8 protein-coding genes are annotated in these 12,951 nt (G+C 63.4%); all 8 read left to right on the top strand.

Features of this window, described 5'->3' with window-relative positions; translation table 11 throughout:
* Positions 1-309 precede the first annotated feature (309 nt).
* The gene (locus tag RW095_RS28990) at positions 310-1,272 is read left to right on the top strand and encodes a sugar ABC transporter substrate-binding protein (protein WP_317022188.1); all 963 of its coding nucleotides are present in this window, start codon (positions 310-312) and stop codon (positions 1,270-1,272) included.
* A 528-nt stretch (positions 1,273-1,800) separates the two neighbouring features.
* On the top strand, positions 1,801-3,396 hold the full coding sequence (locus RW095_RS28985) for a sugar ABC transporter ATP-binding protein (protein WP_317022187.1): 1,596 nt from the start codon (positions 1,801-1,803) through the stop codon (positions 3,394-3,396).
* Positions 3,393-4,463 carry an ABC transporter permease gene (locus RW095_RS28980; protein WP_317022186.1) on the top strand — a complete coding sequence of 357 codons (1,071 nt, stop codon included), beginning with the start codon at positions 3,393-3,395 and terminating at the stop codon, positions 4,461-4,463. Before RW095_RS28985 ends, RW095_RS28980 begins: the two co-directional genes overlap by 4 nt.
* Positions 4,464-4,613: 150 nt before the next feature.
* Entirely contained in the window at positions 4,614-5,654 is a 1,041-nt protein-coding gene (locus RW095_RS28975) for a LacI family DNA-binding transcriptional regulator (protein WP_317022185.1), read from the top strand.
* 80 nt (positions 5,655-5,734) lie between these two features.
* Positions 5,735-6,658, top strand: a complete 924-nt coding sequence (gene rbsK / locus RW095_RS28970) for a ribokinase (RefSeq protein WP_317022183.1) — start codon at positions 5,735-5,737, stop codon at positions 6,656-6,658.
* Between the two features lie 447 nt (positions 6,659-7,105).
* Entirely contained in the window at positions 7,106-8,926 is a 1,821-nt protein-coding gene (locus RW095_RS28965; protein WP_317022182.1) for a methyl-accepting chemotaxis protein, read from the top strand.
* A 437-nt stretch (positions 8,927-9,363) separates the two neighbouring features.
* Complete coding sequence (locus RW095_RS28960; RefSeq protein ID WP_317022181.1) at positions 9,364-10,125, top strand: 2-keto-4-pentenoate hydratase; 762 nt, start codon at positions 9,364-9,366, stop codon at positions 10,123-10,125.
* Positions 10,126-10,992: 867 nt separating this feature from the next.
* On the top strand, positions 10,993-12,915 hold the full coding sequence (locus tag RW095_RS28955) for a PrkA family serine protein kinase (protein ID WP_013339422.1): 1,923 nt from the start codon (positions 10,993-10,995) through the stop codon (positions 12,913-12,915).
* Positions 12,916-12,951 lie beyond the last annotated feature (36 nt).

Here is a 12,951-nt window from a genome sequence, read left to right as displayed (position 1 = left end):
ATAAAAGTCCAGCATAGGCGGCCCGCCGGCCGCTGAGATTGCAGCCGGCGGCAAAATCGTCACGAGCGGACCGAGCGAGGACCCATTGCTACACACTACCAGCCGAGGCTCACGCCTCGCGCTTCGGCGCAAGGCGCTCAACCGTCTACGCCAACCGGGCGGCACGCTGCAGTTTGTGCGCGCCGATGCACTGCAACACCGCGAATCGTTGACAATGCGGTCGCGGTGCGCTGAGAATGAGTCCCGCAAACGTTTGCGCGTAACTAAAAATACGGTTCGACATTGAGCCGACAAACCCAGGAGATATGCATGAGCAACCGCATTCGCCGCCGCATCGTGGCGGCCGCAATCCTCGCCGCCGCTACCACCGCCTTGCCGTTTTCCGCCGCCTACGCCCAGAACGCACCCGCGCATAAGCCGAAAGTCGCGTTGGTGATGAAGTCGCTCGCCAACGAGTTCTTTCTGACGATGGAAACCGGCGCGAAGGACTACCAGAAGCACAACCCGTCGCAGTTCGACCTGATCACGAACGGCATCAAGGACGAGACCGATACGGCGAACCAGATCCGCATCGTCGAACAGATGATCGTCTCAAAGGTGGACGCAATCGTGCTGGCTCCGGCCGATTCGAAGGCGCTCGTGCCGGTCGTCAAGAAGGCTGTCGACGCGGGCATCATCGTCGTGAATATCGACAACCGGCTGGACCCCGAGGTGCTCAAGTCGAAGGACCTGAATGTGCCGTTCGTCGGACCCGATAACCGCAAGGGCGCGCAGAAGGTCGGCGACTACCTTGCGAAGAAGCTGAAGGCGGGCGACGAGGTCGGCATCATCGAGGGCGTTTCGACCACGACCAATGCGCAGCAGCGCACCGCGGGCTTCAAGGATGCGATGCAGACCGTCGGCGCGAAGGTGGTATCGGTGCAGTCGGGCGAATGGGAAATCGACAAGGGCAATGCAGTCGCGGCGGCCATGCTCAACGAGTACCCGAACCTGAAGGCGCTGCTCGCGGGCAACGACAACATGGCGATCGGCGCGGTTTCCGCGGTGCGCGCGGCGGGTAAGCAGGGCAAGGTGATGGTGGTCGGTTACGACAACATCAACGCTATCAAGCCGATGTTGAAGGACGGCCGAGTGCTCGCCACCGCCGACCAGTACGCCGCGAAGCAGGCTGTGTTCGGCATCGATACCGCGCTGAAAGCCCTGAGCGAGCATAAGAAGCAGTCGCAGTTGTCGGGCGTGGTGGAAACGCCGTGCGACCTCGTGACGAAGTAAGCGTCGCCGGCACCGACCGACTAGCAGGGCGCGCGGAGTCGCGCCGACGAGGCGGCGCAAACGCGGCTGGAATCTCGCCGTGAATGGGGCTTGGTGGTAGCTGTAGGTGGTGGCTCGGAGTGGCGACGGTCAACGGAGCGCAGGCGTGGCCAGATCTCCGGTCGCAGCTAAGGCGGAAGCAAAGCCGAAGCCGAAGCAAGGCCGAAGCCGAAGCCAAGGCCGAAGCCAAGGCCAAGGCCAAGGCCGCAGTCGCGCCACCACGAAGCCACGACCGAGCCACAAGCGCCGCCCAAAAACCGCGACTCCGCGCTTACTTTTCAATGAACGCTCAATAGCCGCTCAAGAAACCTGCCGGGCCGCCGTTAATTCAGAGGTAAGCGTCATGACGGCGGCTGCGCGGCGGGAGGGAGCGCGGCCTTAGCGCCCGCGCATTCCGCGCATCGGGCCGGCATTGACCGCACGGCGCCGGATGCGGCCTCGTCGAGCCAATCGTACGAGGCGCACCCGACGCGGTGAAACAGGATCGCGATGGATTCAACCGACCACGACGCCTTGCCTGCCATTCTGTCCGTTAGCGGCATTGGCAAGACTTACGCCGAACCCGTGCTCGCCGACGTGTCATTGTCGTTGCGCGCCGGTGAGGTATTGGCGCTCACCGGCGAGAACGGCGCCGGCAAGAGCACGCTGTCCAAGATTATCGGCGGCCTCGTCGAGCCGACCGCCGGCACCATGCGGCTCGCCGGCCAGCCTTACGCGCCGGCTAGCCGTACCGAAGCGGAAGCGCTCGGCGTGCGCATGGTGATGCAGGAGTTGAACCTGCTGCCCACGTTGTCGGTGGCGGAAAACCTGTTTTTGAACCGCTTGCCTCGTGCGGGCGCGTTCAGCTTCGGCTGGATCGACCGGCGCAAGCTGCGCGAGGACGCGCGTCACGCGATGGCGCAGGTCGGACTCGACGCGATCCATCCGGATACGCTCGTCGGCGAGCTCGGCATCGGCCATCAGCAGATGGTGGAGATCGCCCGCAACCTGATCGACGATTGCCGTGTGCTGATCCTCGACGAGCCGACGGCGATGCTGACCGCGCGCGAAGTCGATCTGCTGTTCGAGCAGATCGACAGGCTCAAGACACGCGGCGTCGCGCTGGTCTATATCTCGCACCGGCTCGAGGAGCTGGCACGAGTGGCCGAGCAGATCGCGGTGCTGCGCGACGGGCGCCTCGTGCACGTCGACGCGATGGCCAATCTGACGAGCGACGAAATCGTCACGTGGATGGTCGGCCGCGAACTGGGCGAGCAGATCGATCTCGGCGTGCGCAACATCGGCGCGCCGTTACTGAAAGTGGACGGGCTCACGCGCGGCAAGATTGTGCGCGACGTGTCGTTCGAAGTACGCGCGGGCGAGATTTTCGGCGTCAGCGGTCTGATCGGCGCGGGCCGCACGGAGTTGATGCGGCTGATTTACGGCGCCGATCCGAAAGACGGCGGCACGGTAGCGCTGGCCGCCACGCCGGGCGTGCCGCCCACGCCGGTGCGGATCGATTCGCCGTCGGACGCAGTGCGGGCGGGCATCGCGCTCATCACCGAGGACCGAAAGGGCGAGGGCTTGCTGCTGCCGCAGCCGATTGCGGCCAACGTGTCGCTCGGCAATATCGGCAGCGTGGCGCGGCATGGCATCGTCGATGCGAAGCGCGAAAACGCGCTGGCGAAAAAGCAGATCGACGCAATGCGGATTCGCAGCTCCGGACCGGGGCAGATTGTCGGCGAGCTGTCGGGCGGCAACCAGCAGAAGGTCGTGATCGGCCGCTGGCTCGCGCGCGATTGCCGCGTGCTGTTATTCGACGAACCCACGCGCGGCATCGACGTCGGCGCGAAGTTCGATATTTATGGCTTGATGGGCGCGCTGGCTCGTGAAGGGCGCGCGCTCGTCGTGGTGTCGAGCGACCTGCGTGAACTGATGCTGATCTGCGACCGGATCGGCGTGATGTCCGCGGGAAGTCTGACGGGTGTGTTCGAACGCAACACATGGTCGCAGGACGCGTTGCTGGCCGCCGCTTTCGCCGGCTACCGCAGCCGTGAAGCGCTGTTGCACACCCTCGATACCAATGAAGCAGGGAGTTTGTCATGACCGATCAATCGTTGCGCGACACGTCGGGCGCAAAGCAGGGCGGAGCGGCTGCAAACGGCAACACGAACGCAAACACGAACGCTGCGCCGGCCGATCCATCCGCGCCGCTCGCGAGCGGCAAGCCGGCCGGCACGCGGCTTGGGTTTTCGAACTATCTGGGCCTCGCCGGCGCGCTGCTCGGCATGATCGTGCTGTTCTCGCTGCTGAGTTCGCACTTTCTGACGTACGACACGTTCAGCACGATCGCCAATCAGATCCCGGATCTGGTCGTGATGTCGGTCGGCATGACCTTCGTGCTGATCATTGCCGGCATCGATCTGTCGGTCGGTTCGGTGCTCGCGCTCGGCGCCTCGGTGGTGAGCGTGGCGGCGCTGAAGTGGGGCTGGGGCCCGTTGCCGTCGGCGCTGCTCGGCGTCGCCGCCGCGGCCCTGACCGGCACGATTACCGGCGCGGTCACGGTCGGCTGGCGGATTCCGTCGTTCATCGTGTCGCTCGGCGTGCTGGAAGCAGCGCGCGGCCTCGCCTATCAGATGACGAATTCGCGCACCGCCTACATCGGCGACGCGTTCGATTTCCTGTCGAACCCGATCGCGGTCGGCATCTCGCCGGCTTTCCTGATCGCGGTGGCGGTGATGGTGATCGCGCAACTCGTGCTGACGCGCACGGTGTTTGGCCGCTACCTGGTCGGCATCGGCACCAACGAGGAGGCCGTGCGGCTCGCCGGCGTCAATCCGCGGCCGTACAAGGTGATCGTGTTCGCACTGATGGGCGCGCTCGCGGGCCTCGCGTCGCTCTTCCAGATTTCGCGTCTGGAGGCGGCCGATCCGAACGCGGGCGTCGGCTTGGAACTGCAGGTGATCGCGGCGGTGGTGATTGGCGGCACGAGTCTGATGGGCGGGCGCGGTTCGGTTATCAGTACATTTTTTGGCGTGTTGATCATTTCGGTGCTGGCGGCCGGGCTCGCGCAGATCGGCGCGAACGAGCCGACCAAACGCATGATTACCGGCGCGGTGATCGTGGTGGCGGTGGTACTGGATACGTACCGCAGCCGCCGCAAGCGTGCCTGACAGCGGAAGATTAGCGCGTGTCGGGCGGTTGCAGGGTGGTTTGCGGTAAAGCGTAAGAATTGACGAGTGTGAAGTGTCTTCGATGAGGATGTCCCGCAGGTCGGCAGTGAGCGTGACCGGCGGGAAAAACAGGCGGGAGAGCAACAGGTTATGGCGACGATCAAGGATGTAGCGGCCGTGGCGGGCGTGTCCTTCACCACGGTTTCCCACGTGGTGAACAACTCGCGTCCCGTGTCGGCAGACGTGCGCGCGAAGGTCGAGCACGCCATTCGCCAGCTTCACTACGTGCCCTCGGCGGTGGCACGTTCGCTGAAGGCACGCGCCACCGCGACCATCGGACTCGTGGTACCGAACAGCACGAACCCTTATTTTGCGGAGCTCGCGCGCGGCATCGAGGACGGTTGCGCCCGCAACGGCTACTGCGTGTTCTTCTGCAATTCCGACGACGACCCAGCGAAGCAGCGCAACTATCTGCGGGTGCTGCAGGAAAAGCGGATCGACGGACTGATCGTCGCGTCTGCCGGCGACGACGCGGTGCTGGCGCAGACTCTCGCCGACGCGCGCGAGCCGCTCGTGATCGTCGACCGCAATATTGAAGGCGTGAACGCGGATCTCGTGCAGATCGATCATGAAAAGGGCGCGTATCTGGCTACCCGTCATCTGCTCGAACTTGGACATGTGCAGATCGGCTGTATCAGCGGGCCGGTCGAGACGGCGGTGAGCGCGATGCGGGTGCACGGCTTTATCCGCGCCATGACCGAGCGCGGCATCGAGATTCCGCCCAATGCAATCGTCGAAAGCGATTTTTCGGGAACCGGCGGGCATCGCGCGGCCGCTCAACTGTTCGACACGGTCAAGCCGTCGGCGATTTTTGCGTGCAACGACATGATGGGCATCGGCGCGTTGCGCGCTGCGGCGGAGCGCAATATCAGCGTGCCGCGCGACTGTTCGATCATCGGTTTCGACGATATCGAACTCGGACGCTTCACCTATCCGGCGCTGTCGACAGTCGGGCAATCGGTGCGCGCGCTCGGCGACATGGCTGCGCAGACGCTGATCGAACGCATCGCCGGCAAGTCGTCGGCGAACGCGCGGCCGGCCGGCCGCCGACGTGTGGTCTCGCCGCGGTTGATCGTGCGCGAATCGACGTCGGCCTGGGCCGGCGCGGGAAAACGCGATCTCGCGGCTTGAGCGCGGGTTGCCGGCCTGGACGTGTGTCGTACCGCAACGCACATTGGCAGGTTTAGAAAGCTGGATTTCGGGAGAAACAGGTGTCAAGTAACGAAACGCGTGCGCGCGTGGCAGTGGTCGGCAGTCTGAACATGGATCTGGTCGCGCGCGCGCCGCGTTTGCCGCACCCCGGCGAAACGCTGGCCGGCCGCACGTTCGCGCAGGTCGCGGGCGGCAAGGGCGGCAACCAGGCGGTGGCCGCGGCCAGACTCGGCGCACAGGTGTCGATGCTCGGCTGTGTCGGCGCGGACGCGAACGGCGCCCAGCTGCGCGCGGGGCTCGAAGCGGAAGGCATCGACTGCTCGGCGGTCGAGACCGGCCGTGAGGCGACGGGCGTCGCGCTGATCATCGTCGACGATGCGAGTCAGAACGCGATTGTGATCGTCGCGGGCAGCAATGGCGAAGTGACGCAGGAAACTATTGCGCGTCACGAAGCGGTTCTCGCTGCCGCCGACGTGGTGATCTGCCAGCTCGAAACACCGCCGGACACGGTGCAAGCGGCGCTGGCCACGGCACGGCGCCTCGGCAAGACGGTCATTCTGAATCCGGCGCCGGCCACGGGTCCGCTTCCCGCCGAGTGGCTGCCTCTCATCGACTATCTGATACCGAATGAGCTGGAAGCGGCGACGTTGACCGGCTTGCCGGTCGGCTCGCCCGAGGAAGCGGCCACCGCCGCTGCCGTGCTGCGCGCGGCCGGAGCGCGCAACGTGCTCGTGACGCTCGGCCCGCGCGGCGTGCAGGCGGCGCTCGAAGGCGCGGCGCCGGCCTTGTACGACGCGCCGAAGGTCAAAGCCGTCGATACGACGGCGGCCGGCGACACCTTCATCGGCGGTTTTGCCGCGCAACTCGCGCAGGGTGCGAGCGTCGATGCGGCGATTCGCTTCGCGCAGCGCGCGGCGGCGCTGTCGGTCACGCGCGCGGGCGCGCAGCCGTCGATTCCCACGCGGGCTGAAGTGGAAGGCTGAGTTTTGGGCGGAGGCGGCAGCCAGTCCGCCAGTCCGCCGGTCCGCCAGTCCGCCGGTCCGCCAGTTCGCCAGTTCGCCAGTTCGCCAGTTCGCCAGTCCGCCAGTCGCCAGTCCGCCAGTCCGCCAGTCCGCCAGTCCGCCAATTCGCCAGTCCGCCAATTCGCCAATTCGCCAATTCGCCAATTCGCCAATTCGCCAAGTCGCCAATCCCCCTTCGCTGGTGCCGGAGCCCCCCAAACCCCGCCTCCATCGAACTGCGTGCACACAACGCATCAAATGCCACACCGCAACCCTCCGCCCGATCTTCCTTGCATTTCTTGCTAACTTCCGCCAATCACCTTTCTTCATACGATAAGCACTTCAAGTATCCCGCCCGCTTGCCGTAAATGAGGCTAATAGAGCAACGCGTCTAACGCGCGCTCTCACCCGTCTACTACAGGAACAAGCATGTTGAACAAAGGGATTTCGATCAAGGCGCGGATCGGCCTTACGATGGCTTTTCTCGCGGCGCTACTCGTGGGCATCGGCGCGTTCGGTCTATTCGGCATGAGCCGTTCTAACGACGCGTACAAGGATACGTTCACCAACTCGATGCCAAGCGCGGTCAACATTGGCAACGCCGAGTTGTTCGCGGCGCGCGAGCGTCTCGCGCTCGACCGCGCAGCGTTCATGATCGGTACGCCCGAAGTCACGGCGACGCTGGAACGCGCGCGCGGCATGCGTGCCACCTCCGACATGTGGTGGAAGAAGTACATGGACCTGCCGCGTGAGCCGGAGGAAGAACGCCTCACGCAAGTCGTGGTCGGCAAGCGCGATGCACTGCATCAACAAGCCGACGCGTTTTCAGCAATCGTTGTTGCTGGCGATCAGAGCAAGTTGATCGACGGCGCGAAACGCCTGCAGACCGCTTACAACGAACTTGCCACCTCCGATGAGGCGCTGAGCAAATATCAGTTCGAGCAGGCGGGGCAGGGATTCGAAGCCGCTCAGTCGAGCTTCCAGATGTTCCGCATGGTCAGTCTCGGCGCGCTGCTCGCCGGTGTCCTCGCGGCGCTGCTTTCGTATGTGGCGCTCAGCCGGGCAATCGCCCGCCCGCTCGCCGAGGCGCTGGGTCACTTCGACGCGATCGCCGCAGGCGATCTGCGCCGCCAGGTCGTCATCGCATCGCGTGACGAAATGGGGCAGGTGCTCGAAGGCATCGCGAAGATGCAGCGCAGTCTCACCGAAACGGTGCGCGCGGTGCGCGGCGGGAGTGAGTCGATTGCAACCGCAACGCGCGAAATCGCGGCCGGCAACATTGATCTGTCGGCACGCACCGAAGAGCAGGCGTCCGCGTTGCAAGAAACGGCGTCGAGCATGGAAGAATTGACCGGCACCGTGAAACAGAACGCCGACAACGCCCGTCAGGCGAGCGCGCTTGCGGCCAATGCATCGGAAATCGCCAACAAGGGCAGCGCGGTGGTGGGACAGGTGGTCGGCACGATGGGCGAGATCAACCAGAGTTCTGCAAAGATCGCCGACATCATTTCGATCATCGAAGGAATCGCGTTTCAGACCAACATCCTCGCGCTGAATGCGGCCGTGGAAGCCGCGCGTGCCGGCGAAGAGGGGCGCGGTTTCGCGGTCGTTGCGGGCGAAGTGCGCAGCCTCGCGCAACGCTCGTCGGCGGCGGCCAAGGAAATCAAGGAGCTGATCGACACGTCGGTGGACCGCGTGCAGTCGGGCTCGGCGCTCGTCGACGAAGCGGGTCGCACGATGAGCGAGATCATCAGCGCGGTGCAGCGCGTGACCGACATCATGGGCGAAATCGCCGCGGCCTCTGAAGAGCAGAGCAGCGGTATCGACCAGGTGGCGCGCGCCGTCACCCAGATGGACGAAGTGACGCAGCAAAATGCCGCTCTCGTCGAGGAAGCGGCCGCAGCGGCGTCTTCTCTGGAAGACCAGGCCGACAAGCTGCGTGGCGCGGTTGCAGTGTTTCAACTGGAAGACGGTGGCGTGAGGACGTCGGGCGGCGCGTTGGCCAAACATCTGCCGACGCCTGCGCGAGTTGCCCCGGCCGCGGCGCGGTCGGCGTCTCGTGCCGATTCTCGGGCAACCTCGCGCGCGAGTGCCCCGGCCCCGGCTCAGCATGTAAGCGCCGCGCCTGCGGCTGCGGCCGCGCCGGCTCCGGCGCCCGCCGCACCGAAAGCGGCTCCGGCGCCGCGCGCGCCCGCCAAGGCTGCGGCCGTTGCCAGCGCCGGCAGCGATCAGGACTGGGAAACGTTCTGACCGGACATCCAGGTAATTGTCGCCTGTGCGGCGCGAGCGGCGAAAGCGCTCGTTGCAACGATCGTTCCAGGCGCCCCGGCGGCAGAATGAACGCCGTGGCGGCTGAGCCGCCTCCCAAATGAAGACCGCGGAAGACCGCGCTTGCGCACGCAAGCGCGGTTTTTTTATGGCGTGTGCATTAAGTCGCGTTTGTCGAGCGGCCGACGCCCTGGCGGGCCTCACGATCCGGTACATTGACGGGCGCGGCTACGGTAATTCGTGACCGGATCGCGGCTGTCGGCTGTCGACGCCTGCGGCTGGCCGGCGAAGAGCGCTGCCCGCAAACCGCCGTGCAGCTTTGTGTCGCTCGGCGCGCCTCGCCGCCGTTTTACCACCCTTGACCACCGCTAACCACCGCGCTTAGTAGCCGTTAAATGCGCCAGCCATAAAGGACCGACATGACGCCACACGACCTCGCGCACCGCCTCGTCGAAGCACGTCGGCAGCATCGCCCGATCAACGGGCTCGCGCCCGAACAGATGCCGCCTGACGCCGCCACCGCTTACGCGATCCAGCAGGCGGTCATCGCGGGTCTCGGCGACTCCACCGGTGCGTGGAAGATCGGCGCGAAGGCGCCCGGCGGAGCCGCCTCTGGCGCGCCGATCCCCGCTTCGCTCGTGCTGCCTTCGCCAGCGCGGGTTGCGCACGGGGGCTTCTTTCGCGTGCTGCTGGAACTCGAGATCGCGTTCCGCTTCACCGAGGCGATCGAGCCGCGCGGCCGTGCCTACGCACGCGACGAGGTGCTCGCGCTGGTAGGCGAGGTGCTGCCGGCCATCGAGATCGTCGATAGCCGCTTTGCGGAATGGCCCAACATCGCGCCTCTTGCCCAACTCGCCGATGCCCAGAATAACGGGGCATTGATCACCGGTCACCCGGTGGCGTACGCGGGACTTGCACGCGGCTTCGACTTTGTTTCGCCGGAACTGGAACTGAGCTTCGACGGCGATTCGCTCGTGCCGGCCGCCACCGGCAATCCCGCGGGCGACCCGCGCGAGCTGCTAGTGTGGTTCGTCAACCATTGCGCCGCCATGGGCATCACGATCGAGCGGGAGTGGACGCTGACCACGGGCTCTTACGTCGGTGCGCACAATGTGGACAAACCGGGCGTCGTGCGTGGCCATATCGACGGACTCCGAGAGGTCGAGATCGAACTGACCTGAAGCCGTGACACTGTGTGATGTGGCACGATGTCCGGTTTAAATTCATGCCGTGCTTGTAACGGCGCATTACAAACGCGACATTCAACGGCTGCCGATGGGCGGCCGTTTTACATTTGATGCGTCTGTGCTTACTGCTTAGCCGTATACCCTAGTGAACCGGTTGAATGCCGCGCCGTTATCCAGTTAACAGACAGCGAACAGAGGGAGCGCGAGCGGTAGAGGACATGGCTGCGCGATTCCGGCGATGCACGTGCTGCAGGTGGTGCAAGTGTTGCACGTGCTGCAAGTGGTGCAGGCAACCATGTCGTCGACGCGGTTATGTAAAAGCTGCGAAGCAAGTGAAGCGTCGGATCGATAGCAAAGCATGCGCAGCGGCACAACGATTTCCAGGTCGATGTGAATCGCGATGGAACGAAACCTCGCGTACATGGACGAATTGCATGAAAGTGCGCCGGCGAACCATGCAAGCAACTTTGGTCGACCGACATGTAACAGATGCGGGGACATGTAGACCAAACGCATGTCGAAGCGTTAGGAAGGAAAGCGCGATAGCAAAAAGAGCGGGGACGTAGCGCAAAATTTGCGAGGTGCTGGCTTCAAGGTACGCGGTGTGGGTGTGCAGCCATCGCGTGAATGTAAGTGTTGGGATGAACTGGAGAGCGAGTTGTTTGATCGTTCGACGCGCAAGATTGTAGGTCGTCGAAACGGGCTTTCCAAGTGATGAATGTTGGGAGGCGAATGCGGCGCGATTTTCGCAACGTAGTTCGTGAAAAAAAATTTAAAAGGGTTTAGGATGAATTCGAGCGATGTCGTTTCCGAATAGCGCGCCGCGCACGACATCGGTCTAGACTTCGGCGAGGAGGTAGCATGGATATCTACAGCAGTTTCGCGACCCGCTTCGAGAAAACGCGAGAGGACGAACTCTCGCTCGAGGAGTACCTCGCGCTCTGCAAAGACAATCCCGCCGCGTACGCCACGGCTGGCGAACGCATGTTGACGGCAATCGGAGAACCTGAACAGATCGATACTCGCAACGATCCGCGTCTGTCGCGTATCTTCGCGAACAAGGTCATCAAGGTATACCCCGCATTCCGTGAGTTCTACGGAATGGAAGAGGTGATCGAGCAGGTGGTCGCCTACTTCCGGCACTCGGCCCAGGGGCTCGAAGAGAAGAAGCAGATTCTGTATCTGTTAGGCCCGGTCGGCGGCGGCAAATCGTCGATCGCGGAACGCCTGAAGCAGCTCATGGAGCGCGTGCCGTTCTACGCGATCAAGGGCTCGCCCGTGAACGAATCGCCACTCGGTTTGTTCGACTACGACGAGGACGGTCCGATCCTCGAAGAGCAATACGGCATACCACGCCGCTACCTGAAAAGCATTCTGAGCCCGTGGGCGGTCAAGCGCCTGCACGAGTACAACGGCGACATTCGTAAATTCCGTGTAGTGCGGCGCTATCCGTCCATCCTGCGGCAAATCGGTATCGCCAAAACGGAGCCTGGCGACGAGAACAATCAGGACATCTCCTCGCTCGTCGGTAAGGTGGACATCCGCAAGCTCGAACAGTATGCGCAAGACGATGCTGACGCATACAGCTACTCGGGTGGCTTGTGTCTCGCGAATCAGGGCCTGCTCGAATTCGTCGAAATGTTCAAGGCGCCGATCAAGGTGTTGCACCCGCTGTTGACGGCGACCCAGGAGGGCAACTTCAAGGGCACGGAAGGCTTCGGTGCGATTCCTTTTGACGGCGTGATTCTCGCGCACTCGAACGAGTCGGAGTGGAAGGCATTCCGCAACAACCGCAACAACGAAGCATTGCTCGACCGGATCTTCGTCGTGAAGGTGCCGTACTGCTTGCGCTACTCGGAAGAGATCAAGATCTACGAGAAGCTGTTGCGCAATTCGTCGCTCGCCAATGCCGTATGCGCTCCCGGCACGCTGAAGATGATGGCGCAAATGTCGGTGCTCACGCGCTTGCAGGAGCCTGAAAATTCGAGCCTGTTCTCGAAGATGCAGGTCTACGACGGCGAGAATCTGAAGGACACCGATCCGAAGGCGAAGTCGTACCAGGAATACCGCGACTTCGCGGGCGTGGATGAAGGGATGACCGGCGTGTCGACCCGCTTCGCGTTCAAGATTCTTTCGCGCGTGTTCAACTTCGATTCGACCGAAGTCGCGGCCAATCCGGTGCACCTGATGTATGTGCTCGAACAGCAGATCGAGCGCGAGCAGTTCCCGCCGGAAACCGAGCAGAAGTATCTGTCGTTCATTAAAGACGTGCTTGCCTCGCGCTACGCGGAATTCATCGGTAAGGAGATTCAGACCGCTTATCTGGAGTCGTACTCCGAATATGGGCAGAACATCTTCGATCGCTATGTGACGTATGCCGACTTCTGGATTCAGGATCAGGAGTTCCGCGATCACGACACAGGCGAGAGCTTCGACCGCGCGGCATTGAACGCCGAACTGGAGAAGATCGAGAAGCCCGCGGGCATCAGCAATCCGAAGGATTTCCGCAACGAGATCGTGAACTTCGTGTTGCGCGCGAGAGCTGCGAACGCAGGAAAGAACCCTGCGTGGATCAGCTACGAAAAACTACGCGTGGTGATCGAAAAGAAGATGTTTTCGAACACGGAGGAATTGCTGCCTGTCATCTCGTTCAACGCCAAAGGCTCGGCGGAAGAACAACGCAAGCACGAAGACTTCGTCAACCGGATGGTGGCGAAGGGCTATACGCCGAAGCAGGTGCGCTTGCTCTGTGACTGGTATCTGCGCGTGCGCAAGTCGTCATGATCCGCATCGCGTGCCGCCCGCGCGGTCCGACCGCGC

Origin of the sequence: Paraburkholderia kirstenboschensis (genome assembly GCF_032806925.1) — a bacterium.
GTDB lineage: Bacteria > Pseudomonadota > Gammaproteobacteria > Burkholderiales > Burkholderiaceae > Paraburkholderia > Paraburkholderia kirstenboschensis.
The sequence above is the reverse complement of the archived record's forward strand: the minus strand, read 5'-3'. Positions and strand labels throughout refer to the sequence as shown.

What these genes read in the sequence shown, in the direction of transcription:
- RW095_RS28990 (WP_317022188.1), top strand. Translation starts at nt 310, where the DNA reads ATGAGCAACCGCATTCGCCGCCGCATCGTGGCGGCCGCAATCCTCGCC.
- RW095_RS28985 (WP_317022187.1), top strand. Translation starts at nt 1,801, where the DNA reads ATGGATTCAACCGACCACGACGCCTTGCCTGCCATTCTGTCCGTTAGC.
- RW095_RS28980 (WP_317022186.1), top strand. Translation starts at nt 3,393, where the DNA reads ATGACCGATCAATCGTTGCGCGACACGTCGGGCGCAAAGCAGGGCGGA.
- RW095_RS28975 (WP_317022185.1), top strand. Translation starts at nt 4,614, where the DNA reads ATGGCGACGATCAAGGATGTAGCGGCCGTGGCGGGCGTGTCCTTCACC.
- RW095_RS28965 (WP_317022182.1), top strand. Translation starts at nt 7,106, where the DNA reads ATGTTGAACAAAGGGATTTCGATCAAGGCGCGGATCGGCCTTACGATG.
- RW095_RS28960 (WP_317022181.1), top strand. Translation starts at nt 9,364, where the DNA reads ATGACGCCACACGACCTCGCGCACCGCCTCGTCGAAGCACGTCGGCAG.
- RW095_RS28955 (WP_013339422.1), top strand. Translation starts at nt 10,993, where the DNA reads ATGGATATCTACAGCAGTTTCGCGACCCGCTTCGAGAAAACGCGAGAG.